Origin of the sequence: Candidatus Methanodesulfokora washburnensis (assembly GCF_003947435.1) — an archaeon.
Lineage (GTDB): Archaea > Korarchaeota > Korarchaeia > Korarchaeales > Korarchaeaceae > Methanodesulfokora > Methanodesulfokora washburnensis.
Genome location: NZ_RCOS01000095.1, coordinates 1 through 26,568, shown reverse-complemented (window position 1 = coordinate 26,568; position 26,568 = coordinate 1). Strand labels below are relative to the sequence as shown.

The following is a 26,568-nucleotide window of genomic DNA, read 5'->3' as shown; positions in this document are numbered from 1 at the left end:
AGGCTTTATTTTTGAAAATAGAGGAGGAGATGAAGAAGAAGATTGAGGAGCTTAAGAACCTGCCTGTGAAGTTCCTGCAGAATCTCTCATTCACCGAGTAATTCTGTTGTTCCGTGGATTGTTCAGCTGAAATGCTAAGATTACTAACGATATAAAGTATCAGTTAAGTCTCGGAAGTCCCAATTTGAGGATTGTTTTGTAGAGCCCTCAAGACAAGAATAAGGATCTCGGTAAGATCTTTAAGAAATCATAATTCTTTTGTATGTTAATCCTGCTACTAATGGCCTCTTGGCTGATTCATCAGATAGCTTTTAAAATAAGTTACCCCCCTAACTAACTTAGGGGGGTAACTATGTACTTCGATCCTGAGCCCAAGACCAGAAGAGAGGATCTGTTTAACATGGAGAATGAGCTTAAGGAGCTCTCAGATGGCCTCAAGAGAGGGAAACTTGTGGTAGTGACGGGCCTCAGGAGATATGGAAAGACATCCCTTATATTGACATACCTGAATGAGGAGAAGCTTGATAACATATTCCTAGACTGTAGACTTCTCCCCTCCGGGATGATCAGCATGGACTCTTTCCTAGATCTGCTGGAGGCAGAGTTAAACAGGAAGTCATGGGCCAAGAGGATGTTGAGCAGGGTTGAGGGAATAAGCATATCGGAGATAGGGATAAAACTCAAGAAGAGGGATATTAACTCCCTTGTAGATGTCCTCCATGTATTGGAGGGGAAGATCCTCGTTATAGATGAGGCACAGGAGCTGAGGAGATCTAAGCACAGGTTTGATTCAATAATAGCATATGCTTATGATCATTTGAACCTCAAGATAGTTTTATCGGGCTCTCAAGTGGGCCTTCTATACAGATTTCTGAGGGTGGATGACCCTGAGGCACCCCTATATGGAAGACCCTTTAAGGAGGTGAGGATGAGGAAGTTGAGCGATGAGAAAGCGATGGAATTCCTGAGAAAGGGTTTTGAACAGGCTGGAATAAACGTGGAGAGTCATGTCTTGGAAGAAGCAAGGAGAAGGTTCGATGGAGTAATTGGATGGCTCACCTACTTCGGCTTCTCGATGATCGACAGAAGGGGGCCGATAGAGAAGATAGCGAGAAGAGCATCCAAGCTTGCAATCAGCGAGCTTGAGCATGCCCTGAGGATATATAAGCCGGCTGAGAGCAGATACAAAGAAGTTCTTAGGATCATAGCCACGCTGGAGCATGCGAGGTGGGCCCAGATAAAGAGGGGGGTAGAGGCAAGGATCGGAAGGATACCTAACAATACTCTATCCTCTATTCTGAGGAATCTAGTGGATTCCGGCTTCTTGGAGAAGGTTGAGGAAGGGTATAAGATAGCTGACCCAGTTTTGAGAAGCGGAATCCTGAGCTACTGGTAGCTTATTCAGCTCTTATTAGAGCTTTTCAGCCTTCAAGCTCAAGCTCCTCTCTCTTCATCTCCTCAACTATTTTCTGAATTCTTTCCCCAATTTTAACTCTTCTCGGCCTTAAGGGCCTTATTATAACCGCATTGTCTGCAATTTCAACTCTCAGAACTGTTCCCATCACACTACATATACACGGCCTGCCAAATGGCCTGCTCAATCTACAAGAGCTTCAGAAAACTTAAGAAGAGGGGCTTAGCGAGAGAAGAGAGGCCATATTTTAAGAAACATGTTATAATGCTTGATGACCATCTATTCAGCCTGGATCTTGAGAGATGGGAAGTCTCAATAGCGACTGAGCATGGAAGGATAAGGGTGAAGCTTCTTCATGGGACATATCATGAGAAGTTCAAGGATATGAAGGCAGGAGAAGCTTGGATCGTCAGGAAAAAGGATGAATTCTACCTGAACGTTTGTTTTTCCAAAAACGTAGAGCTGATGGAGCAGAATAACAAGGCAATAGCTGTGGACATAAATGAGAATAACGTAGCATATGGATCAACAGAGGGAATTGAGAACTTTAAAACTAAGGAAAGAGCAATAAGGACAGCTTATTTTCTTAAGAGAAGAAGAATTCAACTCAGGCTTGGATCAAGAGGGGAAAACCTTATGAAAAAGTATAAAGAAAGGGAGAGAAAAAGGATTGAGGATATCTACCACAAGCTCGCGGACAAGATAGTGGAAAAAGCCAGAAAGGAGGGTGCAACAACGATAATCTTGGAGAGGCTTACAAACATAAGAAAGAGAATCAAGTACTCAAAGGTGATGAATGGTAGATTGCACAGGTGGAGCTTCAGAAGGCTTCAGAGAATTATTGAGTACAAAGCAGAGCTAATGGGTTTAAATGTTGTTTACGTAAATGCAAGGGGCACCTCAACCCTTTGCCCGATATGTGGGGTGAAGCTAAGCCCGAATGGGCACAGAGTGCTGAGGTGCCCTTCATGTGGGCTGGAGGAGGACAGAGATGTAATAGCGGTGAGGAACCTCCTCCTAAAACTGAGAGATGTGGGGGCTTCATCCGTTCACCCCGAAGGCCCAATAAGGGAAGGGATGAAATTTTATGTTAGACCAGAACGGATCATTGGAAGCAACTGACAGATCCTCCAGTTCATTACGATCGAAGCTTCTTCAATGCTGACACACTATCTATCACTCCTTTAGCGGCCTCAAAAAATTCCTCTTTCGTCAAGCCGGATTGGTATATTATCGAGAGCAGGGTGCCTCTCTTTATAGGATCATGCTTAGGTACTGTGATCTTGTGCTTTCCATCTGTCAGATACATATGACTTCCTCTCTGGTGAACAACCTTGAAGCTGCTTTGCTTAGTGCCTTTACAACTGCCAAGAAATAGATGACAGCCTTTCAGACAACTATTTCCACCAGCTCCTTCTTTCTCTCTGCTTTTTCAACTTCCTCTGGAAAAGCCTCAAGATAGCCTTTAATTGCCTCTTTTATGTTTTCTAGGGCTTCTTCCCTTGTTTCTCCTTCGCTTATGCATCCAGGTAACTCTAGACATTGAGCAGAATACCCTCCAACAGCTATACAAGATGAAGTTCATGATAATCTTGAGGAAAGAGGAAGAAGTGCATAAACAAAAATTTTACTGAGAAATGCGCTAAAATTTCTAATAATTTCTAGAACTTTCTTCTATGTATCATTACATTATTTTGTTCTGAATGTATTTGTGATACTCTTTCATGACGTCCCTCGGAATTGGGTTTTCAATTTCTACATCTTTGACCTTCTTCGCCAGTTCCTCATCTATTGTGTATATTTTATTAATTCCGAGCTCCAGGGCTAGCTCTATTAGATAGGAGTCCCATGAAGAAATATTTAGCTCCGATGCCATAGCTATAGCATTTTCGGCGACAGATCTTGGAATATTATCGTAAAATGCCGGAGATTCAATGGAGAGAGTACTCAATAAAGCCTTTGCCACATTGACTCTTCTAAGCTTTAGATACTTTGTCATAATAATATAAGCCCCCAAATAAGTGCTCACTGGAACTAGGATGGTTTTTTAAGCATAAGAGCATCGAAAAGCAATTGTATATTTACGTGCAGGATTTCTGAAATGAGCGATAACTATGATTCCAATGTCAACTATTGCTTCGAATCCCAATTTTGCGTAGCGCATATTCCCTGTCAAAATATTTATCCTTCTCCTCAGCCTCCCTATCAAATTCTAGGCTTGGAGCAATTTCCTCCAGCTCAGAGAAAAAGAAATTCCCGATGAATGAGAAGAAATTATTCATTGTTTCCCATATGTCTGTGAGTCTGCCCTTCCAACTCCTCCAACAAATTCTCAAGCTCTTTTTCGCGGTCTTCCAGATAATCGAGCCTGATCATATCATCATGGGCATCCACATCGCTCACCTTATCCTCCTCAACCAGCCTCATGAGATCCTCGAAGCTCCTCACCCCATATTTGGATAAAATAAGCACCTTCTCAGCCTTAACACGCCTCAGCTCATCTAGGATTAGGTGCCTCAATGCTCTCCTCTCGACTTCTTCTGTAGATAGGCCGAGGTACTCCGATATTTTAGCGACGATAGAACGCATATACTCATCTGTTCCTAATATTCTTTTAAAATTCATATGTTCAAATGAGCATTCAATGCAGCCCAACACATTAAAAATTGGGAAGTTCACATCACGTAAATGCTTTTTCAGATCTCAGGCCGAATGACTGAAGGGCTTCAGTAGCGGTCCACTGATTTTCCGTGCTTCATAGAGACAAAATCGCCTTTAATCTTGGAGGATGTTGATATAATCGAGAAGCTGGCTGAAAAGAGCTCATAGGAGTCGGTATGACAGTGACCTCCTACGACAATGAGTTCACGAAGCTCGTTGAGCCCTTTGTTCCAAGAAGCAGAATTGTGCATTCCCAAATTCTCCAAAGGGAGAGAATTCTTACACTAAAGAGGCTGTCAGAAATCGGAGTTGACACATACCTTCATATCACACAATACTTTCCACATGTGACCGATAACTATATAGATGAGATAATCAGGGATGCAGCGGAAGCGGGTGTGCACAATGTTATAATGGCCCCTCTTGAAGTTACCGGGTTTATTTGGAGTAGATTCAAAAGGACACTTGCGAAAAGCGGGAAATATTCATATCTAATACCTTTATACGAAAAATTATTTTGTCGATGGAATGAGGCTGTTGCGAGAGGGGCAATAGAGGCAGGAGTTCAGATGGTGACCGGATACCCCGGAACTCCATCGTCAGAGGTAATAGAAGCGCTATCCCAGTCGAAGATGGAATTCCACGTTCAGTGGTCTGTGAACGAGAAGGTGGCATTCGATCTGGCAGTTGGAGCCTCCATAGTCGGGGCCAGATCAATGGCAACAATGAAAAATGCAGGCCTTAACTGGATAATGGACATGTTGATGACCGTGGTTTATGGAGGGGTTAGGGGAGGCCTAGTGATATATGTAGCAGATGATCCAGGCGCTCACTATTCATCCAATGAGCAGGACACAAGGTTTGTTTCAATGTATGGGAAGTTCCCCTGTCTTGAGCCGAGCAACCAGCATGAGGCAAAAGAGCTGACAAAAATGGGATTCGAGATCTCTGAGAAGCTGTTCCTGTCATGGTGAGATCATTGATTAGGATAAGCCACTCAAGGCGGGGATGTTATCCTGGGTAGCATAAGGAGGGAGAGGAACATAGCCTTTGACAGGCACTGGAAGATGCCCTATAGGTGGAATGTTTATGGACCTCCAGGTCCTGTTGAGAAGCACAAGTGGCTTATGGAGAGAGTTCCTGAGGAGATAAAGATAGTTGAATCGCTTGAGGAACCCTTCAACATTCTGAGGTTGAGGGAGAGCTTGGGATAATAGCCTGCGGTGTTGCATATGGCTATGTAGTCGAAGCTTTAAACTCCCTCGATCTCAGAGTAAATCTGTTTAAGCTCAACACACCATATCCAATCCCTGAGAAGAAAGTGCTAAAGCTGTTAAAAAGCTCAAAGAAGGTGTTTATAGTGAAGGAGAACGAGCCAGTTGTCGAGCTTCAGGTAAGGGATCTGGCTCAGAGGGAGGGGTTAAAAGTGGAGATATACGGAAGGCATAACTCATTGATAGAGCCATATGGAGAACTGACACATGAGAACGTCAGAAGTGCGATAGCAAAATTCTTTGGAGTGAAAATGAAGGAAAATGAGCTTAAGAAAAGGGAGCCTTGAAAAAGAGGACGTCATGGAGATAATAGCATCTAAAGGTGGATTTTGCTACTGCAGCAGTTTAGAGGAGGCGTTCAACTGCCTCATTCATTGGGGTGTCTATTCAGGCCTTATAGACTACAATAGAGAGGAGAATCTGATAAAATTGGGAGAGATCATGCTAGATAGAGCTTGTTTTAGAGCTCGGAAGTAAGCAATTTCAATTTTTGTGATACTTAGCTGTGCTGTATGAAGACTTATAAAGTCCTGTTGCCAAAAACCAAGATGTCAAAGGAAATCAAGATAAGGATTCCCTCCTGGCTTTCCGAGGAGGAGTTTAAAAAAGCTGTGAATGAGCTTGTTTCGGAGCTATCCGGTGTAGTGAGCATAGAGGAGCTTAGAAGGGAGCTTGGCATCAGACCTGAGGATTTAACAGAGGATTTAGAGGTATATGACGTGAAGGAGCTCAGGGAGAAGGAGAAGAGGAGGATTAAATGACAATTCTCGATACTAGCGTTGCTATTGACAGGATCAGGTCAAGGAAACCCATTGATGAGGATATAACGGCTGTTACATTCATCGAATATCCGAGGATTGTCTACTACAACCATTTTTATGGAAAGGTGATATTTCCAGTAAGGATTGATTTCAAGATGGCCCACACTTTGCAGCTGGTGCTACTTAAGATGGGTGCTCCACAAGCTTTCGCTGATTTGTTAGTGGCATCAATAGCCATCAACAGAAAAGAAAAGCTGATTACATACGATAATGACTTTCTACTCATAAAAAGAGCAGCAAAAGAAATTGGCCATATCCTTAACCTTGAGATTCCTGAGTAGAATCCTCGTCCTAAAAGCCTACTCAGGATCCCCTGTTTTTCTCTTATTCTTTGGATAACTATTATTAACACCCATAAGATACAATATTGAATCATTTATAATTGAGCCTGTTAATTAATAAGAATTACTTAGATGGACTTGCAGGCAGGATTAAATCTCACTTGAGGAGAGTCTGATGAGGTATCTCAGAAACCCCTCATTGCCCGCTCGGTATGGGCTCCCCCGTCGCAGCTTCACGCAATCTTTTATTATTTTCCGGTAATTCAGTGCGGTGCCGATACTTGGAGGGAATGGGGCTCCCGAAGGGTGCTATTATTGAGAATGGCATCCTAAGCCCCTCAATACTGGGCATAATTGCTCTGCTCATCCTAATATCGATCCTCTACTATAGGAAGAGAATCAATGACGAGCTGGAGGATGCAGTTCGGCATAAAGACGTAGGTAGAGTCTTCAAGTTGCTATCGGGCTCGAGGCTGAGTATCCTACTCATGGACAGGGGATTAATATCGGCAGGCATAGATCTACTATTCTTCAGGGGGGAGTTCAACAAATTCCTCGCTATCATAGGGCGTTTGAGGATAGCTGACGAAAGGGTATACTTCCTCCGTGAGAGCGATATCCTGGGGCTGGATATAGAGACCGAGATAGAGTACGATAAGAAGCCGAGGGAAATAGGTCTAATAGCATTGAGGAGCAGCGATTGGAAGGAGCTGGCTAGACTCAACATAAAGCCTGAGGAAATCTCCGAGACTTACGGTTCTATCCCTCAGGCTTTCCTCTCGAAATTGATCAGGAGGTTCAGGGTCTTGGTGGGCCACAACATCTACTCCTTCGATATCGAAGTCCTGAGATCCTGGGGAGTCCACTTCGGGGATGTGAGGTTCATAGATACCTACGCATTAGCACTGATCTCGGTACCCGAGGCCCTCAGCCACTCACTCGAGGGCCTCTCCTTCCTGTTCAGAGTGGATTACACGCCTCACAGAGCGGATGAAGATGCTCACGCATCCCTCACGATACTCCCGAAGCTCATCCATGTAGCGAAGAGGAAGGGCATACTCCCGGAGATAAAAGCTGTGCCTTTTGAACCACTCTCCGGTCTGAGGGAAGTGAGAATACCGGAAGTTGCGACGGATTTTCGCCAGCTCAGGGTGAGGGGATCTAAGAGAGGGGAGGTAGTGGTCACGATAGATGCTTCGAGCTTCTCCGATGCCTGGTATCCGAAGAGCTTGGATCCATCCTCCGATTTAGGGGACCTCACTCCCCTCCAGAGGCTCGCCTTAACTATCGCGAAGTCATTCGCCGCAGCCGGAGGGGATCCTGAGAGGCTCAGAGCACTTGAGATGCCTTATGAGGATCTGAAGAGGGCCCTGGCATCTGTAGTGGAGAGGATAACGAGGGACAATCAACTGAGGGACCCATCCGAGGGATTCGTGGTCGAGTACAGGTACCTGAAGGACCTCCTAGGGAGGATGAGGGGGAGGGTGGAGTCCAAGATAGTCCTCAGAGGGGCTTACCTCCTGAGGGCCTATTATCAGGATTACTCGAGCCTGCTGAAGCAGTTATCTGCTACCTTCAGCAAGGTGGAGCTGGAGACACCCTTCGATCTCGCTGTCGATGTGGAATACAGGAGGCCCGAGGTGAAGAGGACTCTCTATCTGGTAAAGGATGGGATCGATAAGAGCTCCCGTCACTCCAACCTCTTCGGAGGGTTGCTTGCTGCGGTCATTCAGAGGGGGAGGAGCCTCGTGCTCGTGTCCAACTCCGCTGAAGAGATCGTCTCTAGGGAAGTATCTTACCGCATGAGGGCTAGGGCGGAGGTGCATCGCTCGGGGGATCTCATCAGGACCCTCGAGAGGGTGAACAAATTCGCTTCCATGGGCTACAATATAGTGCTCTATTCGACCAGGACCCTCGTCAGATCGGGAGAGGAGGTGATGCTGAAGTCCCTGGTGGAGGTCCTGCGTCTATCTGGAGGGACTTGCATCATAGTGAACGCGGATAGGGAGTTGATCAGGCGGCTCAACTTGAGCGATTTCGTGGAGGAAGTGGAGGTCAGGCCTCTAGCACCACCCATTAGTATGTCCTACGCGACCTTCCCCTCCCTGAAGGAAGCCATAAAAGAGCTAGAGGAGATTGTTAGGGATGTCTGGGGCTTCTCATTAAGGCCATATCAGAGGAGGCTGGTGGCCCGGTTGCTGATGCCCTATACATATCAGGGACTCCTGCTAGACAGACCTTTCTCGATAGCTATACTGCCCACGGGCTCCGGGAAATCCCTCATATTCCAATCGGTCGCCCTCTTCCTGAGGAGGAAAATTGGAGGGACTACCGTCGTTATCTCCCCATTGCTGGCCCTTATAGAGGATCACCTCAACAGCCTGCTGTCCAGAGGGGTGAGGGCCTGCGCTATCACGAGTATGGCGCGCGACAGGCTGGATGAGTACATAAGGGGGCTGGCTAGAGGGGGATACGATATAGTTTACATCACCCCCGAGCAGCTGGAGAAGGAGGAAGTCAGGAGGAGCCTCGAGAGGGCCGACATAAATTACCTGGTGATAGACGAGATCCACACGCTTTACAAATGGGGCAGGACTTTCAGGCCGAGCTACGAGTATCTAGCTCAGTACATCAAGAGGAGCAGGGAATATGGCCTCTGGTTGCCTCTAGCTGGATTCACCGCGACTCTGCCGGGAAAGGGATTGGAGGAGGTGATCAAGGTCCTGACAGGGGATGAGAAGTTCAATATGGAGGAAATAGATTTCAACACAGACTTCGATCCATCAAAGCCAGATACAGAGCAGGTAAAGGTTTTCAAGGGGCCTGCGATAAGGGATAATATAATAATAGATGTTGTGGAGGCACCCAGCGGTCAAGAAAGATTATATAAGCTGCTTAATGTGGTAAGTGAGCTATCCAGGTGGGCCGATAGTTTCTCAGGAAGCTCTCCCTGGCTCGGCATAATATACACTGGATTCGTGAGGTCCACTAAGGAGCATGAGAACGCCCCATATATAGCTGATTTCCTCTCCGAGAATCTCGGGAGAAACGTCATCTATTTTCACGGTCAGATGAGCGATTCGGAGAAGAAAGATGTCCTTAACAGGATTTACAGAGTCAGCAGAGGGGAAGCTAAGGAGCCAAGGATAGTGGTGGCCACTAAGGCCTTCGGTCTGGGGGTGGATATCCCCAACGTGAGGTGGGTCGTCCACTACATGATGCCAGAGAGCATAGAAGATTACTATCAGGAGATAGGGAGGGGAGGCAGGGACGGTAAAATCTGCAGAGCTGTCATGCTCTACTCCCCGGGATACGATTATGAGCGCAGGCTGGCACTAATAAAGAGGACGTTGCTGGATCCAATGCTCGTAACTAAAATTTATTCTGCTATATCGCGTGCGGATGAGGGGGCATCTGTTCCGATGATTCTCCTAGCTCCTCTCCTCCTGTGGAAGTACGATGGGAGCGATTTAATGGATTCTCTGAGGTCTCAGGGCCGCCTGCCCGAATTCCTCGAGAACGCTATTGAGAGGGCTTTGAACACGCTATCCAATCTAAATATTCTCAATTACGATATAGTACGCGAGAAATTCGTGCTGGTTGACAGGAGATCGTTCAAAGGACCCCTATATCCCATAAATGGTAAGGGCCTGACGGGCGACACTCAGGCCGTCGGCCGGGGCGATCTGTATCTAAGCGAGAGTGGAGATATAATAGTGGATGAACGCCGGAAGCAGAACTGGATCCCTGTGACGAACGTCCCCACGCAGGCAATAAAGGTGAACTCGATAAAGAGGGTTCCAATTGAGGAAGTAGCTGCTTTCATCTCCGATGACCAATTCCACACTCTCTTCTCCCTCTACCTAATGAACGAGTTCTCCTCACTCCTGCTGAAAGCATCTAGGGAGGAGAGGGACTCTATCGCGAAGAGAAGGATAGAGGAGTACCTCTCAAGTTCAATAGAGGAGCTTTACAGGGACATGGTCCGGGGGTTGAGGGAGCAGGTAATCGAGGATCACAGGGAATTCTTGAAGTACTACAACCCCCTAATGAGGAACGGTTATATACACTATAGGGCCGCATATATAAATAAGGAATATCTTTGCGAGCTCCTATCCTTTGTAGCATTACTCTATATGGTGGAAAACGGGGTCCCAGGGATGAAGCTGGCTTTCTTAGTGCCCCACGGTTACAGGAAGATGATCCTGAGCAAGTTGGAAGAGAAGATGAAGAATTACGGTCTCCCCCTGATGGAGCCAGTTGTCTTGAATATAAAGAGGGAGGAAGTTGGGCATCTAGATGGGGAAGCGATGAGGGAAAAGTTGGCCGGAGCAGAGGCAATATTCTTTCTCGCCACTCATCCAACACTTCATAGAGTCACTAAAACGCTGAGGGGGAAGGTATTCAGAATCTATGTCATGAAGAGGTGATTAAACGCATTACGATCCCCTTCTCGTTGAGGATTCTCTGAAATGCCTCAAACTGATAAAGGAATTTCAATAAATCTGCCACCTTCAGGAGCTCATATCCTCACCAGAGGCTATATATTTGTCAGTGACCGCTCCATTATGATGCCCATGAGCCGAAGTTCGGGTGAGCTCTTCAACGCAGCTCTGGTGAGGCCCCCCTCACGCGAGTTCCCCAGGTGCGTCTCAACCCACCCGCTCAAGGATACTGTAGACTTGAGCTTGGCCCTCAAGCAGCATGAAGACTACGTTAGCGCTCTGCGGGAAGAGGGGATAGATGTGAAGAAGCTGCCGAGCCTCGATGGATTTCCAGACTCTGTCTTCATACAGGACACAGCTTTAGCTAGGGCTTCAAACAGAAAAGCGTTAATCTCGAGGTTCGGGGAGCCAAGCAGGAGGGGTGAGGAAGCTAGCGTCAGGGAGTTCCTGGGAGAGCTCGGCTTCACTGCTGTCAATGTGGAGGCGCCGGCGACACTGGAGGGAGGGGATATCATGATCACGGACCTCGGCTTAGCTTTCGTCGGGCTCACGACCAGGACGAATGAGGGGGGAGCTGAGGCCCTCAGGTCTTTCTTAGGGCAGGAAGTTGTATCGGTACCCACTGAGAGAGTATTCCATCTCCTCTCTGCAGTGAACTACGTAGGAAATAGGAAGGTCGTGATCGTGCCTGAGCTAGTGGATTCAAAGTACTTCAGCGGCTTCAGGCAGATAAACGTGCCTCTAGAGGAAGCATATGCTGCGAACGTCCTCTACCTTGGAGAGAACAGGATACTCATGCCCCAGGGGTATCCAAGGACAGCTGAGAGGCTGAGGAGGGAGGGCTATAGAATAGTGGAGGTGGATGTTTCGGAGTTCAGGAAGTGCGACGGGGGTGTGACGTGCCTGAGCCTACCGCTCTTCCTGATATAAATCGTAATGGCCTATAGACGCGATCGAATTAGGAGCTACCCCCCGCTTATAACGATTCAAATTTTTAAGCAAGGAGGTGAATTTCTTAATAAATTCGACAGTTTAGGGTTAAAATGATCAATCGCATACCCTTCTCAATGAAGTCTCGATTGCAATACTTTAAATTTCTTAATAAATCATATAAATATGGATATATTATTTAACTTCTCCAAAAATTCCATTCTCTTAACATTTCTTTGCATCTTATATGAAACTTTCATTAATCAGTACTCAAAAATCTATATTTATTGATGACTTCACTTCCAGAAGTTATTTTGATGGAAATTAATATAAGACCAAAAATTTATATAAGTATGCCTCTCAAAATTAAGGTGGTATACTGAGGAAGTTCCTCTCCCTCCTGATGTTAGGACTCCTCATCGCTGGTATTTTCGGAAATTTTCAGCAGGTGCACGCGCGTATCCTATGGAGCGGTGAAACAATTTATATAAGGTCCAATGGGGACATTGATTGGCGTCCATCGGGTGCATCTCCTCCTCCTATATCGACTCCTGACAGAGTTCATTACGATATAACTGGTGATATCACAACCACTGGATACGGGATTGTGGTGGAAAGAGACAACATAATCATCAATGGAAATGGCCACACGATTAAAGGGCCTGAAAATGTCGTAGGAATATATCTAGAGGGTAGAAATAATGTGACTGTGATGAGGACCACCATCAGAGAATACCATAGTGGCATCGGCCTCATAAGTTCCAGTGAAATTTCGATCCTGGGGAACCACTTAATAGAAAATAACTATGGAATTTTTATGGAAGTATCTTCTAACAACGTCATCTCTAATATAAGAATAGGTGTTATTACTACGGCAGAGAGCATCATAGAAAGCAGCCATGAGGAAGCAATCTACATCCATTCCTCCAGCGGAAATACGATCAAAGGAAGCATCATAGAAAGCAACTATAGGGGCATCCTCCTCTCCGGCTCCGACGGCAACATTATCAAATATAACACCTTAAGAAATAATGGTGAGAGAGGCATAATCGTCGGCGGTTCCGGAAATACCATCCAGGGAAATACGATAACAGCGAACGGTGCTGGCATTGATGTCCGCTCTCCTGGTAACACTTTCCTAGGAAACACAATAGAATCAAACAGGGACTATGGCATAAGGCTTTCCTCCTCCAATAGTAACACGATAGCCGGGAACACGATAAGGGGGAACGGATATGGTATCTACCTCACGGGCTCCAACGGAAATAATATTCACGAGAACAACATAACAAACAACGGTAATGGGGTCTACCTCTCCAGCTCCTCCGGAAACAGATTCTGGCTCAACAACTTCACCAACAACAACGTGCAAGTGTCCGCTACGATGGAGCAAAATTACTGGAACGCTAGCTATCCAACGGGAGGGAACTACTGGAGCGATTGCAGGGGAACTGATGCGAAGAAAGGTCCAAACCAGGATCAGAGTGGATCCGATGGTATCGTGGATACTCCATACAGTATCAATCCTAATAACATTGACTACCTGCCCCGCGGGCTCTACTTCCGCACTCCCATAACAGTTCCTCCCATGACCCCTCTGTTGCGGATCAAGGTGAGCATCTCAAGCCTCGGTGCCCCGGCTACAGCTCCACCTGGAATTAGGGTATCGGTCCCGATGACGATCCACTACGAGACCTTAGCACCCACGCACGTCCTCGCGAGGATAACCTCAGGCGCTACCGAGGTCTGGAGCTACGACTTCGGATCTAAGGATGGGACCGGTGATCTATCATATACAGCGACATTTAACGCTCCATCCTCCCCCGGCAGCTACACATATGAGATAAGGGCCTGCTATCAATCCGCGGGTAGGTGGGACATAATGGATAGGAAGACATTCCAGCTGCAGGTAATCTCACCTCCAACCTCCCAGGCCACCCAGACCCCAACTTCAACTACTCAAGTCCCGCCTCAAACATCCTCGACTACTCAAACCCAGCCCCCAACCTCAACTCAAACTCAATCTCCAGCTCCCTCACCTTCCCCGTCTCAGCTCCCGCTTTCACTCGACCTCACTGGGCTGCTCCTCATAGCAGTAGTGGTGATGGCCCTCATAATAGCGATCCTCCTGCTACGCATTAGGGCCAAGCCTCCGGCGTGAGCGGGCAGCTACCCTTTTCGTTATTTTTAATTGACGCCGAATTGAGTAATCTCTTAACTTTCACATCTCAATGAACTTCCGGGATCAGCCGGGCTCTCGTTTTGAATTCTTCCAGTATACGGACTGTAAAAATAGTGAATGAGGAGCCTGAAATTCACAATTTAACTATGTGAGGTTTTAGCACTGAATGATACTTACTATGGAGAGAAGCGAGGAGAAAGGTATTCACAGAAAAACGTATTCAATCCAAAGCATCTATTCTAATGAGTGCCCTTCCAGCTCCTCTAATGTCAGGCCCCTCTTCTCTCCCTCTTACCGAGCTCATCTCTGAAACACCAAATGCCTTCAAAGGGATCGATAATTACGACACGCAATCTGCTGAGTAGAGCATCATTCAATAGTATAAACTCCCTTTGGTAATGTAAGCATAGCCCCTTCACAGGCCCCTAAACACTGTCCTCAGCGAAGGTCTCAGTAGACATGTATTCCACGAGATCCTGAGCTGAGACATCTAAGTGATAATTAAGTGATTCTAGAGTTCTCCGAGCTTTCTCAATTTTACTCTCAATTTCCTCAAGCATAATCTCACCTCCAAAGTAACCAGCAGTGAGCTGTTCATCCACTGTTCGATTTAAAAATTAAATAAAATACTACCCTCAGTACTGTGCGATATCTAACACAATCTTAGGCGATTTTAAGCTTAAAATCTCTTGAGCATATTCTCCACGTAGAGCGTTGGAAAAGTTTTTATGTATGTCCGTATATACGTACATACGGGTATTTGGATGGCCAAGAAGAAGCTCACCCTGAGCGTTGAGGGTGACTTGCTGGATGAGGTTAAGGGAATTGCTGCCATCAGGGGCAGAAGCTTGAGCAGCATCATTGAGGAATATCTAGAATATCTGGTTTTCGAGAGATGGGCTGAAGCTCTTGGCAAGGAGCTGGGCCTTGGCGATCTCGAGCCCACAACAGAATCAGAGATCCCAGGAAGCAGGCCCAAAGGGCTGGATGCAGCTGCTGCTGTCAGGGAATCGAGGGAGAGGAGGGTGGAGAATATTGCAGGGAGCTAAAACCGAGAAGGTGCACTACTTGGACACAAGTGCCCTGGTGAAAAGATATGTGGAGGAGCCGGGCAGCAAAATCATTGATGAGATTTACAGGGATGCGTACAAGGGTGTTGGAAAGCTGGCTTTCTCCTGCTGGAACATTGCTGAGGCTGCAGTAGTTTTGGACAAGTACGAGAGGAAGCTGGGGCTTGATGCCAGAAAGCTGCTGAGGAACCTGCTTAGAGAATCCTCAACTCTCTCTAGGCTGCGCAGGCTTTTGGTTGTCAGCGTGAGCCCCTTAATCCTGCGGGCTTCCTTAAAGCTGGTGCTGAAACATCACATATATGCTGCAGATGCCCTTCAGCTGGTATCAGCCAAAAGCATTGATAACTGCACGTTCGTCACTGGAGACAAGGAGCTGGCAAGAGTGGCTAAAGCTGAGGGATTAAACACAGTGTACACAGGCTGAGTGAAAATTGAGAGGCATCAGCAATGTGAGATGCAGGAAAAGGACAGAGTCGAGGTTCTATTCATGCTTAAATGGGCTAAGTGTTGAATTGCCATCAGCAGACAGTTGCGGGACATAAACCTCTCTCAAGCACAAAGATAATATATGGGAGTAGCTTTACCTGTGGGATTCCTGAGGGTAAAAGTTGGGCTCTTCAACGCAGCGCAGCCGGATAAAGTAGTTGAAGTGGAGGCTTATACAGCGTGGTTAGATGCGATATATTGGAACAACTCGGCGTAAACTCATCGAGAGGAGGGGATTTAGAGCCTTCGGGAGATCCGTGGAGAGGGAAATCGGCGAGGTGGGGGTCGTGTTGATGGGCAGGAGACGTGTAGTTCCCGTGATATTTGGCGAGAAGGGCGATTCTGCCATACTCGGGGTCACAGCCTTGGAGATCTTTGGACTTGAAGTTGACTTAGTGCGTGGAGTCCTCAAAGAGGCTGAGCTGCTGCTTCTCTAAACTTTGGCTTAAATCTTACTTTGTATTTTTTTGTGTATAGTTGAGAGCAGTTCATGGCTTCCGCTGTGGTTTACAGATAGAGATGGAAGCATCACTGGAATAAAGGGCAGGATTATAGACACAAACATTTTGGTAAAGGGTGATAGGCTCTTCTTAATTGAAGTAAAGTCGAGAGCTGAGCTTGATCATGTTGATGTCCTTTATGGAAAGACGAGAGCTGTTGAGAAATATCTTAACAGAAATGTGGACAAGGTTTTTTGGTTGCCGTAAACGTTGATTGAGAGGCCTATGACAGGGCTGGACTGGGTATAGAGGTCATATGCGACAACATAATAAAAGCTTTTTATGAAAGGAAGTCCCTTTAAAACTGGGTTGATATCATAGAAGAGCTTGCCAGAGAAGTCTACAATCGGCTGAAGGAAGGAGATATCGATAGAGCCTTATCGCTGATCTCCGAATCCTTCATGAAAGAGAAGAACGCGCTGAACCTAACACCGACCCCTCTGCTCCTTTCCACAGGCAAGGAGCTGGGAAAAATGTTGATTAAAGATGAATGGGGCTTCAGCAGGCTGATGGATCTGTGGAAAAAGGGCGGAAGGGATGAGAAATTGATCGTTATCTTTGCCCTAAGGGAGCTGCTCAAAAAGGATTATGAAAGCTCGAAATCTTTTGTCATAAACGTAGTTGATGATATTCCGGACTGGGAGGTATGCGATCAGCTGGCAGTTAGAGTGGTGGCAAGCCTGGCTGTTAAGAACAGGGATGATATGTTCTTCCTGATGCATAATTGGGTAAAATCTGAGAACAAATGGGCTAGGAGGCTGGCAGCGGCAACTCTCACAGCTTACATAAGGAAGAGGAAGGAGGATTCAGGGATTTGCCTTCAGCTTCTGGATGAGATGATGGGGGAGGAGGATAAGGACGTGAAAAAGGCGATTGGATGGGCTCTGAGGGAGATCACCAAAAAGGATCCGGAAGCGGTTTTCAAGATCACCAAAAAGGATCCGGAAGCGGTTTTCAAATTCCTGCAGAAATGGGCTAAACAGGATAAAAATGCAAGATCGATAATAAGGGATGGAATGAAGAAGCTGCCGAAGGAGAGGCAGGATGAGATAAAGTCCCTCTGGTGAGCGAAATGGTCAATGAGATTCAGGTAAAATCTGTCTTAAATAAGCACAAGAGGAGGGATGATTGGTTTCTGGATGATTATTCAGTAAATCCGTATGAGGGATGCGCCTTTAACTGCATCTACTGTTACATAAGGGGGAGCAAGTACGGGGAGAACATGGAAAGAACTCTATCAGCTAAGGTAAATCTGCCGGAGGTACTGAGAAGGCAGCTCTCTGAGGGCTAGAAAAAGAGAATACGGAATAATATGCATTGCAACCTCGACAGAACCTTACATGCCCATAGAGGAGAAGCTGGGGCTGACGAGGAAAGCCCTTGAGATAATCCTCGGGTACAGGTTTCCGGTTCATATAGTTACGAAATCTAAGCTTGTGCTGAGGGATCTTGATATACTGAAGAAGATAGACGAAACAGCTATCCTGCCCGATGACCTAAAGAAGCTGAATCGTGGAGCAATGATAACATTCTCAATATCCACTCTCGATGAGAAGCTTGCAAGAGCTCTTGAGCCGGGGGCACCCGCACCGATGGAAAGGTTGGAGACCATGATGAGATGCAAGGAAGAGGGGTTCCTCACGGGAGTTTGTTATGCACCCACTTTGCCATTCATCTCCGACACGGAGGAAGAGATAGATAGAATGATAAAAGCTGCGAAGGATTATGGGGCAGATTATGCCTTCGTCGGCACCCTGACTTTATTTGGAGATGGGCCAGCTGATTGCAAGACGCTTTACTATAGATTTCTGGAGAGACATTTTCCCAATCTCATACCCAAATACAGGAGCCTGTTTAGAGCTTCCTTCAAACCTCCGAAGGAGTATGAAGATAAACTTGAGGAGAGGGCAACAAAAATTCGTGATAAGTATAATGTAAAACACAGAATTATATCATAAAATGGATTGAGAGTAAACATTAAAACTTTTTTGGAGAAATTTTAGCTCCTCTCTTCTCCAGTCCCCTCAGCCGTGAGTTCAGCCTGTTTCCTCAGCTCTTTAAATGGCTTATTTAGACTTAGAGTTCCCTCAAGCACTTCGAATGGATCTGAGGGCAGTGGAATTACCTTAAGATGATCACCTGCATTTAATATGAGGACCTTTCTCCCTATGCCTAGGGATTCCCTCATCTTCTTCGGCAGAATTAGCCTGCCCTTCCTGTCCAGCTCCACGATGCTCATTTTCTCACTCCCATTTTTAATCATTAAGTGGGATTTAAACTCTGTTATGCATCTTCATAATTGTACTCTCTGTAATCCTCCGGGGAAGCACCCTGATGGGGCGTTGTGATAAGCTCTACAATATTCCTTCTTCCTCCCCTGAGTTTAGATATGTACTCAAGAATTGCCTCTATAACGAGATCTCTCACAGCTTTTCTCTCCTCTGCAGCTCTCCTCTTTAACTCGAGATCCTCAGGGAGAACAAAACTCGTCTTTATGTTACCCACAATGAGTAAGTAAAGCAAACCGTATATAAGGCTTCCCTATACACAAAACTACGGGGCCTACGCATGACGGCATCGGGTTGAGGAAGATTCCCTACTTTGAAGTCATTGCAGCGATCTTGCTGGCCATTGAACTAATCAGGGGGTTAAATTGAGCAGGCTTCAGAATTTCCTATGAAAAGGTTGGTAAGCTGTGGAATAAAGTTTGAGATAATAAGGCCGAGCGGTCCAGTGAGAACTGTGAAGGTGACATCAGCTCTAACGGCCTTCCGGATTCATCGATAATAAAGCATCTTTGTGCCTGAGAAAGGGGAGCTGCTATAGTTCCGGGAGATAATAAAGTAGATCTGGGAAGCTGTGACGCTCAAGAAGATTGTGTCAAAAATGTATGCTTAGATCTCAATGCGATCTGAAATTGGATCAGGTCGCTTATACCAAACGGTCTTAAGATTAAGTATTTTGAAGTGAGGATCGTCCGTTATTATCGCTGCTTTATGTTGTTTAGCGACTGCTCCTATTATCACATCTGCTATTGGGATGTCCTTATGCCTAAGCGCCAATTCTCCGGCAGGAAAAGCGGTCTCCTCGTCAACTGAAAGTACTCCTGCTCCTCTAGCTGTCCATAGCTTGAGCTTTATTCTGGCTTGTTCTGCTCCCAGCCTTGTTCCAGCTACTCTCATAAACTCTGTAATGACTATAGAGGGGATTATCAGCTTCTCCTTTGATATCCTTGAGAGGAAATTTGCTATGCTTCTTCTCCCCTCATCAGAAGGGGGAAAAGTATGAGCTATCAAGAATCTTGTGTCCAATATCAACGCCATGCCTTTCTTTCCTTCTCCAACAGCTTGATAAGCCTCTTATATTCCTCCTCACCAACTGGATCTCCTGGTTCCGGAATTCCCGATTTCATAAGCGCTATCTTATCTCCTTCCAAAGAAGCACAGATGGTATCCCCCTCTCTTATGTTTAGGGCATCTCTATATTTTTTTAGGGATCGTTACTTGGCCCTTCCTGGTCACTCTTAGGATTTCCCCTGGCATAAGTAGTAATCCAGTACTACCTAATAAGTCTCTCTAATAGCAGAGGCCCAGCTCACTAAATATTTTGTATTCTTAGGAAAAGCGATCATAATCATGATCCTGTACCATTGTAAGCAAAAGAAAGCGAGGGCCTATGATCCAGACAGCGAGATACACTCACTCCCATTCATTACTGGGCTATCTCGATCTCACCTTTAGAAAGCTCCTGTTTATTTCGTAATGAGATTACGTGTAGGATCTTGCTGAGGATAAGATGAGGGAGATCGTGCCTCATGTAGGCTGTCACTATCTTCCTCTCGGCATTCCTAAGAATCTCACTTAAAGTAGACTTACTGATATTCAGTTCATCTGAGAGCTGATCCAAGGATATCTCATGGGGTTGGCCGTAATATCCTCTAAAATAAGCATAATATAAGACTTCCTGCTCTCTCGGTGTTAGCATGTATTCCATGATATCATCAGCTCTCCCAGAAATCAGCACCTCGAATAGATCATTCGGAATCTCTCTCTTACGATATATGAACTCGAAGAGCAAACCGAAAGGTGTCACGAGGATGGACTTTGGGACGACTCCGCTAGTACCGCATACCACGGGACAATTGACGCAAGCATTATGGGATAAATACAGGAGGACATTACCCCTGCTTCTGCAAAAAATCTCATTAACCATCCCATATTTCTGTAAAATTTTCATAAGATTATTTAAGAACTCCTTCTGCTTGAAGCTAATTCTAAGACAACACTCAACAGTTCTATCTGCACCTATTCTAACTCCTATGAACCTGCCGACGATCTCATCTCCGTTGAAAGAGCTCTTCGTGGATCTGATGGACTCCCTGAAAATATCGACTAGCGAGCATCTACCCCTATAGAGGGCATATGCTATATTGAACTGTCTGGGCATCCCCTAATGAGGGAAGGAGAAAATAAAAAGGTAGTCTGGGAGAAGCTAGTTACCGCGTACGCGCCTTTCTCATCAAATAGATCAAGATGATTCCTATTATGAAAAGTGTCACTATATTGAAGCCCTTTAACGGATGTCCCGCATAGTACATTGCTCCAATTCCTCCGGGAGCTCCTGGCGGTAAGCCAGTCCACCAAGCTAGGTACCTTCCTACCATGTTAAACATCGGGGCCATCGGTATCGTCACTAGGAGCATGTAGAGCAATCCCGGTCTCTTAATCCTCTCCAGTATCGCTGGACCTACTAAAGCCAGTGTTATGAGCCAGAGAGCCGCTACGTGACTCCAAGAATTGGGACTCAGATGAGCGTTCTCTAGACCTCTGGGTTGACCTGGAACAGGAGCAGTTCCTAGGAAGGTAGCGGGATAGGGGCCGGGGTACGGGGAGCCCTGTGGTTGTTTGAAAGTAACTGTGATATCCGGGTTAGTGTCCCAGACTAGAGAGATATAAGCCCCCTGAGCTGTAAGTATCAATAACATCGCAAAGACGAAGGCGAGCGATACTCTTATGGCCTGTATATACGGGAGCTCTCCAGCGGGTGATTTGGGCAGTAATCCTATCGCTGTTAGAAACGCTAATACCGGAAGTATGTAGTATACGCCTGCCGGTATGAGCCAGACCGCAACGTGGATTCCCGCTAAGTTAAACGCTAATAGACCCAAGAACACCAGGGGCAAGGCTACCTCCATGATCCTAATGGCCACTTTGAACACATTCTCAGCGACATTCAGAACTCTCATCGCTAGCAGAGCTATTATAGAGCTGAGGCTTATTATAACAGTGTGGTCATGTAATTGAACTAAAGCTGCCGGTTTGATCGGCAAGTGCTGAGCTTTAAAGATCGCTGCTATTAAGAAGCCCGCTATGACACCAACTAATATTAAGAGTGTTGGCACCAAGAAAACACGCCTATCGACCTCGACTGGCGATATCATATCGTATTTTCCGGGTTTAGCTTCTTCACTCGTTATGAATGGGATCTTAAATCCAGAGGCCGTGAGCGCTACTCCCAGTAAAGCTATGAAGAGTGATATCTCGAAAACGGGCATGATGTACATAGCGGATTCCACATGGAGACCGTAAGTAACATATTGGCCCAAAAATAGCCATGCCCCAGGGCATATGAAAGCGGTGACGAGCACAAACTTTCTAAACCAGCTTGCTAAGGGCAGACCCGGAAGGAGAATAGCGGCTAGTAGTATGGGCACTGACCACCAAGCAGCGTGAGCGTGACCGACCTTTATCCACTCTGGTACTGCCTGCTTATAAGCAATGTAGCCCCAGACGCCGACCATCCCTGTGAAAGTTCCCGCAGCTATGGATATGAGGGAAGCCACGAACAAGGGGATATTGAGGCCCAGCTTTACAGAGCTCACGTGAGATCACCACAATAATAAGTCGATAAGTTTATCTAAAAGCTTATCCCGTACATGTCCGGGTTGGTATCTAGATTTTATTTTATGAATTTTATTTAATTTTTATCGAGGGCATGTATGAGGTAGGAGGGTCGGGCATCACAAGCCCCAGTTCCTGATGCTTACCTGGAAATTCTCACTAGTTCAGCTGTCCTCAGAATGTATACAGTGTGTCAAAATTCCCGCAATAAGAAGGTCCGAGTTATTTTAGTTGTTATAATAGCTCAGCGACCTCCCTTGGATCCTTCCTCTTTATACCAGGTATTCTCCCGTAGATCGAATCCGTCGATATTACAGTTCTATCCGGATCGGAGAGGAGAGCTGTAGCTGCATAATATGCATCGAATATTGAGCTCAGATTGTACTCTAGCATCAAAGTCATTGCTGTCAGAGAGATCTCAACAGTTGCTGGAATCCAATCCATGTTTATGCTTATGAGGGCAGCTACCTTGCTAAGCAGGGTTTCCATATCGATGCCGAGTTTAATGGACATATAATAAAGCTCATGAATGACCTCACAGCTCGCACAGAGCTTTATCCTCCCGCTATCTGCTGCTCTTAGTATCATCTGCGTAAGGTTTAGCTAGCCCCTCTCCTTCACATGAGCTAAAAATCAGCCTCCACGGGCAAAATTCCTCCTTAGCTTCATCTCAGCCTCCTCAATTGCATAAGACTCAGCCAGAGCTCTTAGCTCCTTTTTGTCCTTCTCAGTTTTTAGCCATGAGGAGCTGGCCTCAACAGGTTTCGGGGGTATTTTTATCAGTACAATCCTTCTTCCAGCCGGTATAACCAGAATCCTATCCCCGGGGGATACGACATCCTTCGGCAGCTTTATCCTCCTCCTATCATCCGCCTTAACCACATATGCTATCTTTTATCCCCTAATTGCTCTTTTTTCCCAAAATATAAATATATTCACAGTAAAGGAAAGGCTTCGCATGTAGGTTTATTTAAAAGAAGGGAGAACTTAAGTTAGTAAATTGCTGAATGAGAAGTCCTCTCATCCCCTATATAGTAAAAGCTTTTCATTAACTGGAGGCTTCCTTTTTGGCGGACATTATCAGGAGGATACTCCTTGCGCTCGCAATTCTGAGCATGCTTCTGCCGTTTATAGCAGAGCTCCGAGCCATCAACTGTTTCTGGAAGCTTCGAGATAACGGATCTGGTTATCCTCGCTTTAAGATCTCATTTAGGACACAGCTATCCTATAACGTTCCTCCTAACAGAGGGGGGGAGGATTTTGGACATAAATATTGCCAATAAGCTGGGAGATGTGGCTTATCTTCATCTCACTCGAGGGAAGCCCCTCGCCGACATAGTAAGACATGTGTGATAAAGCTCTTTACAAGGATGAGGAGCTTTACAGCAATAACTTTGATGTTAGGGGAGGAGCAGACCTTAAAATAAAGGACGTCTCTTTTAACGCCTCCTATTCCTCGCTTGATCTGGAAGAGCTCACTCTAGAGGTAAGGAATGAGGGAAATGCTCCCCTTATATCTGATTCCGGGGGATATGAAGTTATATCTTGATTCAAGGAGATCCTTCTCTCCTAATTAACTGTGATGTCGGTGCTTGGCATCAGACCTGAGGATAGAGGTATACGACGTGAAGGAGCTCAGGGAGGAGAGGAGGATTAAATGACAATTCTCGATACTAGTATTGCTATTGACAGGATAAGATCAAGAAAACCCATTGATGAGGATATAAAGGCTGTTACATTCATCGAATATCCAAGGAGTCTATCACAACCACTTTATGGGAAGTGATATTTCCAGTTAAGGTGAATGCCGGAAAAAGCCAGCTTGAGTCCTTCCTCAGGGGGCTTAATGAGGCTCTTCCGGGACTTCCCAGCGAGAAATTCTTGCATTTAATTTGAAAAATCCTCAAGATCAGGTCCGCGGCTTCACTAAGGAATCTTAAGAAGAGATCCATGCTATTTTAATCTCTTAAGGCATCTGATAGGTTTCGAGAAGCCTTTTCACTATATTATGAACGTAACCTGCTTGGCTCAATGCTTCTTCAGCATCCTCCTCGTAGTAGAGCTCATCCGGAGGTGTTCCACTCTCCTCATCTCCATACATAGAGGGCTCCCTCTCCCTTCTGAGCTTCCTGGATGCTATTGAGAGCTTCTTTATCTCCTTCTGAAACCACTCTGGGAACCTGCCCGATTCCCTTCTCAACACGGGTCCGACATCATGCCACTTGGGAGGCTCAACCCCTACGATCCTGAGGGCGGCCTTCAGTAATAGTTCTACAGCTTCTTGGCATTGCCTCACTACATAAGGGTAGTTCCCCTCCTCAAATGCCTCTCTAGCGTGCCTCAACCTCTCCTCGGCCTGCTTAACATATGACTTGGCCATCTCAACGTTGTTCAAATCTCTATAACCTCCCCGAACTTATAATCCCTCTTTAACCTCCAGTACCACTTCTTCCCCAGCCTAACTCTCTCAGCTCCCAGTTCTTCAAGCCTTTTCCTCAATTTCTCGAGTATTCCCGAGAAGAAGCCGTCCCTATCGAAGAGTATTACGGCATCCTCAACCATATCCAGATAGAGGGGCCTCATCCTCGAGGCCTCCTCAGGGGTCATGAGGATGGGGGAGAAGTCAATTCTATATCCCTTAGCCTCAATCTCCTCTATATCCAGGCTTTTTTCGAATTCGATGAAGAGATCTTGCCTTTTCAATCTCCTCTTCGGGAGATCTTTGGCTATTATCAGCAGGTCTATATCGCTATCCTCCCTCGCCTCACCCCTGGCCACGGAACCGTAGACAACGACAGATATCAGGTTTTCTCCCAGATTTTCCAGCAGGATAGAAGTAAGCTTCCTGAGCAAGCTCAAATATGGTTCCTTTATCCTCCGCTCTTGCTCAGCTTTCATGGGAATCCTGATAAATATCTAGAGGAGCTTAAAAGCTTAGCCTCATCTCTTTTAGCTTTAAGGAGGGGAGCAGTCCTCCAGCTCATACCTCGGTCTAGGTACATTTGCAATTTAAAAATGGGAAAAATTTAAATTTACGATAAGAATTGAGCTTTTAATGACCAAAAAGCAGAGAATTCACCTGGATGCCTCCGCATTGCTCAGCTGTATTCTCGCAAAATCCCATAATAAACTTCAAAGAAAGACTGATAAAGATGAAGTAAATTATGGAAATAAACTTCTTTATAAGCTGAAAAATGAGAAAGAGAAAAATTCGGAGATAGAAGTGGTGATATCCTCCGAAGCACTGGGAGAGATCTTATCTAAGTTACTGGAGAATAACAGGGATGATAAACAGGGTTTTGTTGAGTGCATGAGTGCTCTATGGGATATCTTCCAAGAACTGGGCCCTGACTACGCACCAGCGAGAAAGGAGGCGAATGAAATTGCAATAAAGATAGCTGAAAAAGATGATCGGATAAGTTTCTCGGATTGCCAGATAGCAGCATGCGCTCTTTCTGATAGCGACTCCGTTGCGCTTGTGACAACAGATAAAGATCTCATAGAATCTAAGGTGCTCACGGAAATCGATAAAGAGCTGAGGGAGAAAGAGAAGAGGAGAGGAAAGTTAAATATAACGGAATATTCAGATTAACCCAGCATTATCTAGATCCCTCACTATCTCCTCTATCCTTTCCTTTGATATCCACGGCTTCAGCTCACTAGTTCTCTCGATGGCCCAACTCAAATCGCTGGTATCCTCGTAGATCATCAATATTGTTGCTGCTACCTCAAGCCAAGCCCCATCCTTCCCCCTCACTAACTCGAGAAATCCCTTCCTATCGAAGCTATCCAGGATATCAGCTCCCCTCTCCGGTAGATTGTAGTAATCTTGGGCTAGATCGGGTGAATAGGGACCTCTGATGTACATGGAGAATTTATAACCTAGGTCGAGGCCGAACTTCCTAGCTAGGAACACATATTTCTGCAACTTTAATCTCGAATCGAAATCCTCAAGATCGAACCTAAATCCGGCCTCGCTGAGGAACTTCACGAAGGAGCTGAGTATTTCAGCTCTCCTCACTGGATTGAGAGTTGAGGATAGCATCTCGTATTAGATTGTCATCTTCATATAAAATTTAATGTCCTCCAAATGGGATTCATTACCGCTCAGGTATTCTTATTCTCAGCCCTTTAACCTGGAATCCTGATGAAATCGGGAGGTGTTTAAAAATAGTCTGTATGCGTGCTACGAGGGTCCCTCTCCACCTATTAGGGAGATGCGTGGGGCCTCAATTGCATCTGAGGAGTTCTCCTGAGAGGCCTTGGATAGCTTTTAACTCCCCATAATATTTTACCTCCTGGTAGCGTTTATCTGAAGCTCCTCATACAATAGAATTCACTGATATAGCACCTCCTCAGGGCTGTATCATTTATTTAATGTTTCATGAACATACTCAATTTCGTGGACATTACTTTCACATACTCTGATAGGAAATTTTTTAAATCACTCCTTCCATCTATCCTGATGGCTCTATCCGCCGAGGAGAAGAGGAGGTTCCTGAGATCGCTGGACGAGGACATAGAGTTCAGATATGCTGTAGCTGGCTACCTGGGAATTTCTGAGATATTGAAGAGGCTCGATTCGTTGGAGGAGAGTATGTTAA

Annotated in this window: 37 protein-coding genes; 21 read left to right on the top strand and 16 right to left on the bottom strand. The window is 45.8% G+C overall.

The genetic code is table 11. The features are described from left to right. Positions 1-352: 352 nt before the first annotated feature. Positions 353-1,396 (top strand): AAA family ATPase, encoded by a 1,044-nt coding sequence (locus D6D85_RS07870; RefSeq protein ID WP_125671506.1) that lies wholly within the window; start codon positions 353-355, stop codon positions 1,394-1,396. A 25-nt stretch (positions 1,397-1,421) separates the two neighbouring features. On the opposite strand, the gene D6D85_RS16280 is transcribed toward D6D85_RS07870, so the two are convergent. Beyond that, entirely contained in the window at positions 1,422-1,562 is a 141-nt protein-coding gene (locus D6D85_RS16280; RefSeq protein WP_161969760.1) for a hypothetical protein, read from the bottom strand. A gap of 26 nt (positions 1,563-1,588) precedes the next feature. Here D6D85_RS16280 and D6D85_RS07865 point away from each other — a divergent pair, with 26 nt between their 5' ends. Then, positions 1,589-2,536: an RNA-guided endonuclease InsQ/TnpB family protein gene (locus D6D85_RS07865; RefSeq protein WP_125671505.1), complete on the top strand. Its 948-nt coding sequence runs from the start codon at positions 1,589-1,591 to the stop codon at positions 2,534-2,536. Between the two features lie 16 nt (positions 2,537-2,552). Here the strand turns inward: D6D85_RS07865 and D6D85_RS07860 are convergent, their stop codons facing one another. The 4 genes from D6D85_RS07860 to D6D85_RS07845 form a co-directional block, all read right to left on the bottom strand. Next, positions 2,553-2,807, bottom strand: a complete 255-nt coding sequence (locus tag D6D85_RS07860) for a type II toxin-antitoxin system HicA family toxin (RefSeq protein ID WP_267900847.1) — start codon at positions 2,805-2,807, stop codon at positions 2,553-2,555. After that, positions 2,804-2,983, bottom strand: a complete 180-nt coding sequence (locus tag D6D85_RS07855) for a type II toxin-antitoxin system HicB family antitoxin (RefSeq protein WP_125671511.1) — start codon at positions 2,981-2,983, stop codon at positions 2,804-2,806. The genes D6D85_RS07860 and D6D85_RS07855 overlap by 4 nt, the downstream gene beginning before the upstream one ends. Positions 2,984-3,098: 115 nt before the next feature. Then, entirely contained in the window at positions 3,099-3,413 is a 315-nt protein-coding gene (locus tag D6D85_RS07850; protein ID WP_125671503.1) for a hypothetical protein, read from the bottom strand. 275 nt (positions 3,414-3,688) lie between these two features. Continuing rightward, the gene (locus D6D85_RS07845) at positions 3,689-4,003 is read right to left on the bottom strand and encodes a hypothetical protein (protein WP_125671502.1); all 315 of its coding nucleotides are present in this window, start codon (positions 4,001-4,003) and stop codon (positions 3,689-3,691) included. 248 nt (positions 4,004-4,251) lie between these two features. On the opposite strand from D6D85_RS07845, the gene D6D85_RS07840 reads away from it, so the two are divergent. From D6D85_RS07840 to D6D85_RS07805, 9 genes are all read left to right on the top strand, one after another. Continuing rightward, positions 4,252-5,049, top strand: coding sequence for a hypothetical protein (locus D6D85_RS07840; protein ID WP_233437643.1), 798 nt, complete (start codon positions 4,252-4,254; stop codon positions 5,047-5,049). Between the two features lie 93 nt (positions 5,050-5,142). After that, entirely contained in the window at positions 5,143-5,289 is a 147-nt protein-coding gene (locus D6D85_RS16275) for a hypothetical protein (protein WP_161969759.1), read from the top strand. Between the two features lie 146 nt (positions 5,290-5,435). Beyond that, positions 5,436-5,636 (top strand): hypothetical protein, encoded by a 201-nt coding sequence (locus D6D85_RS07835; RefSeq protein ID WP_125671501.1) that lies wholly within the window; start codon positions 5,436-5,438, stop codon positions 5,634-5,636. Further along, entirely contained in the window at positions 5,611-5,826 is a 216-nt protein-coding gene (locus tag D6D85_RS07830; RefSeq protein ID WP_125671500.1) for a hypothetical protein, read from the top strand. The genes D6D85_RS07835 and D6D85_RS07830 overlap by 26 nt, the downstream gene beginning before the upstream one ends. A gap of 71 nt (positions 5,827-5,897) precedes the next feature. Then, a complete protein-coding gene (locus D6D85_RS07825; RefSeq protein WP_233437642.1) occupies positions 5,898-6,110 on the top strand; it encodes a hypothetical protein in 213 nt (70 codons plus the stop codon). Next, positions 6,107-6,451, top strand: a complete 345-nt coding sequence (locus tag D6D85_RS07820) for a type II toxin-antitoxin system VapC family toxin (RefSeq protein WP_125671498.1) — start codon at positions 6,107-6,109, stop codon at positions 6,449-6,451. Before D6D85_RS07825 ends, D6D85_RS07820 begins: the two co-directional genes overlap by 4 nt. Before the next feature lie 290 nt (positions 6,452-6,741). Beyond that, positions 6,742-10,881 (top strand): DEAD/DEAH box helicase, encoded by a 4,140-nt coding sequence (locus tag D6D85_RS07815; RefSeq protein ID WP_233437644.1) that lies wholly within the window; start codon positions 6,742-6,744, stop codon positions 10,879-10,881. A gap of 42 nt (positions 10,882-10,923) precedes the next feature. Next, positions 10,924-11,826 carry a dimethylarginine dimethylaminohydrolase family protein gene (locus D6D85_RS07810; protein WP_237558793.1) on the top strand — a complete coding sequence of 301 codons (903 nt, stop codon included), beginning with the start codon at positions 10,924-10,926 and terminating at the stop codon, positions 11,824-11,826. Positions 11,827-12,229: 403 nt separating this feature from the next. Then, a complete protein-coding gene (locus D6D85_RS07805) occupies positions 12,230-13,987 on the top strand; it encodes a right-handed parallel beta-helix repeat-containing protein (RefSeq protein WP_125671496.1) in 1,758 nt (585 codons plus the stop codon). A 446-nt stretch (positions 13,988-14,433) separates the two neighbouring features. On the opposite strand, the gene D6D85_RS17020 is transcribed toward D6D85_RS07805, so the two are convergent. Further along, entirely contained in the window at positions 14,434-14,568 is a 135-nt protein-coding gene (locus D6D85_RS17020; protein ID WP_267900845.1) for a hypothetical protein, read from the bottom strand. A 204-nt stretch (positions 14,569-14,772) separates the two neighbouring features. Between D6D85_RS17020 and D6D85_RS07800 the strand changes: the two genes are divergently transcribed. From D6D85_RS07800 to D6D85_RS07775, 7 genes are all read left to right on the top strand, one after another. After that, on the top strand, positions 14,773-15,057 hold the full coding sequence (locus D6D85_RS07800; RefSeq protein ID WP_125671495.1) for a DUF6364 family protein: 285 nt from the start codon (positions 14,773-14,775) through the stop codon (positions 15,055-15,057). Next, a complete protein-coding gene (locus D6D85_RS07795) occupies positions 15,044-15,502 on the top strand; it encodes a type II toxin-antitoxin system VapC family toxin (RefSeq protein WP_161969756.1) in 459 nt (152 codons plus the stop codon). The genes D6D85_RS07800 and D6D85_RS07795 overlap by 14 nt, the downstream gene beginning before the upstream one ends. A gap of 250 nt (positions 15,503-15,752) precedes the next feature. Next, on the top strand, positions 15,753-16,001 hold the full coding sequence (locus tag D6D85_RS07790; protein ID WP_233437640.1) for a hypothetical protein: 249 nt from the start codon (positions 15,753-15,755) through the stop codon (positions 15,999-16,001). 30 nt (positions 16,002-16,031) lie between these two features. After that, positions 16,032-16,271 carry a hypothetical protein gene (locus tag D6D85_RS07785; protein WP_125671493.1) on the top strand — a complete coding sequence of 80 codons (240 nt, stop codon included), beginning with the start codon at positions 16,032-16,034 and terminating at the stop codon, positions 16,269-16,271. Between the two features lie 194 nt (positions 16,272-16,465). Further along, positions 16,466-17,131, top strand: coding sequence for a DNA alkylation repair protein (locus tag D6D85_RS07780; RefSeq protein WP_125671492.1), 666 nt, complete (start codon positions 16,466-16,468; stop codon positions 17,129-17,131). Beyond that, positions 17,128-17,355 carry a hypothetical protein gene (locus D6D85_RS16830; protein ID WP_237558792.1) on the top strand — a complete coding sequence of 76 codons (228 nt, stop codon included), beginning with the start codon at positions 17,128-17,130 and terminating at the stop codon, positions 17,353-17,355. The genes D6D85_RS07780 and D6D85_RS16830 overlap by 4 nt, the downstream gene beginning before the upstream one ends. Positions 17,356-17,404: 49 nt before the next feature. Beyond that, positions 17,405-18,022, top strand: coding sequence for an SPL family radical SAM protein (locus D6D85_RS07775; protein WP_233437638.1), 618 nt, complete (start codon positions 17,405-17,407; stop codon positions 18,020-18,022). A 41-nt stretch (positions 18,023-18,063) separates the two neighbouring features. On the opposite strand, the gene D6D85_RS07770 is transcribed toward D6D85_RS07775, so the two are convergent. The 7 genes from D6D85_RS07770 to D6D85_RS07740 form a co-directional block, all read right to left on the bottom strand. Continuing rightward, a complete protein-coding gene (locus D6D85_RS07770) occupies positions 18,064-18,303 on the bottom strand; it encodes an MraZ C-terminal domain-containing protein (protein WP_161969755.1) in 240 nt (79 codons plus the stop codon). A gap of 44 nt (positions 18,304-18,347) precedes the next feature. Then, positions 18,348-18,569, bottom strand: coding sequence for a hypothetical protein (locus D6D85_RS07765; protein WP_125671490.1), 222 nt, complete (start codon positions 18,567-18,569; stop codon positions 18,348-18,350). A 389-nt stretch (positions 18,570-18,958) separates the two neighbouring features. Next, on the bottom strand, positions 18,959-19,387 hold the full coding sequence (locus D6D85_RS07760) for a PIN domain-containing protein (protein WP_125671489.1): 429 nt from the start codon (positions 19,385-19,387) through the stop codon (positions 18,959-18,961). A 388-nt stretch (positions 19,388-19,775) separates the two neighbouring features. Then, complete coding sequence (locus tag D6D85_RS07755; RefSeq protein WP_125671488.1) at positions 19,776-20,510, bottom strand: helix-turn-helix domain-containing protein; 735 nt, start codon at positions 20,508-20,510, stop codon at positions 19,776-19,778. 49 nt (positions 20,511-20,559) lie between these two features. Then, positions 20,560-21,945 carry a hypothetical protein gene (locus D6D85_RS07750; protein ID WP_125671487.1) on the bottom strand — a complete coding sequence of 462 codons (1,386 nt, stop codon included), beginning with the start codon at positions 21,943-21,945 and terminating at the stop codon, positions 20,560-20,562. A 253-nt stretch (positions 21,946-22,198) separates the two neighbouring features. Beyond that, the gene (locus D6D85_RS07745) at positions 22,199-22,552 is read right to left on the bottom strand and encodes a type II toxin-antitoxin system VapC family toxin (RefSeq protein WP_125671486.1); all 354 of its coding nucleotides are present in this window, start codon (positions 22,550-22,552) and stop codon (positions 22,199-22,201) included. A 45-nt stretch (positions 22,553-22,597) separates the two neighbouring features. Beyond that, a complete protein-coding gene (locus D6D85_RS07740; protein WP_125671485.1) occupies positions 22,598-22,846 on the bottom strand; it encodes a VapB-type antitoxin in 249 nt (82 codons plus the stop codon). 463 nt (positions 22,847-23,309) lie between these two features. Between D6D85_RS07740 and D6D85_RS07735 the strand changes: the two genes are divergently transcribed. Beyond that, positions 23,310-23,513, top strand: coding sequence for a hypothetical protein (locus D6D85_RS07735; RefSeq protein ID WP_125671484.1), 204 nt, complete (start codon positions 23,310-23,312; stop codon positions 23,511-23,513). A 108-nt stretch (positions 23,514-23,621) separates the two neighbouring features. Further along, a complete protein-coding gene (locus D6D85_RS17015; RefSeq protein WP_267900844.1) occupies positions 23,622-23,750 on the top strand; it encodes a hypothetical protein in 129 nt (42 codons plus the stop codon). Positions 23,751-23,930: 180 nt separating this feature from the next. Here the strand turns inward: D6D85_RS17015 and D6D85_RS07730 are convergent, their stop codons facing one another. Both D6D85_RS07730 and D6D85_RS07725 read right to left on the bottom strand, forming a co-directional pair. Continuing rightward, positions 23,931-24,359 (bottom strand): HEPN domain-containing protein, encoded by a 429-nt coding sequence (locus D6D85_RS07730; RefSeq protein ID WP_233437636.1) that lies wholly within the window; start codon positions 24,357-24,359, stop codon positions 23,931-23,933. Then, positions 24,356-24,862 carry a nucleotidyltransferase domain-containing protein gene (locus D6D85_RS07725; RefSeq protein ID WP_185836345.1) on the bottom strand — a complete coding sequence of 169 codons (507 nt, stop codon included), beginning with the start codon at positions 24,860-24,862 and terminating at the stop codon, positions 24,356-24,358. Before D6D85_RS07725 ends, D6D85_RS07730 begins: the two co-directional genes overlap by 4 nt. Positions 24,863-25,019: 157 nt before the next feature. On the opposite strand from D6D85_RS07725, the gene D6D85_RS07720 reads away from it, so the two are divergent. Then, positions 25,020-25,556 carry a type II toxin-antitoxin system VapC family toxin gene (locus D6D85_RS07720; RefSeq protein ID WP_125671483.1) on the top strand — a complete coding sequence of 179 codons (537 nt, stop codon included), beginning with the start codon at positions 25,020-25,022 and terminating at the stop codon, positions 25,554-25,556. On the opposite strand, the gene D6D85_RS07715 is transcribed toward D6D85_RS07720, so the two are convergent. After that, complete coding sequence (locus tag D6D85_RS07715) at positions 25,548-26,009, bottom strand: hypothetical protein (RefSeq protein WP_125671482.1); 462 nt, start codon at positions 26,007-26,009, stop codon at positions 25,548-25,550. The genes D6D85_RS07720 and D6D85_RS07715 overlap by 9 nt on opposite strands. Positions 26,010-26,568: the final 559 nt, after the last annotated feature.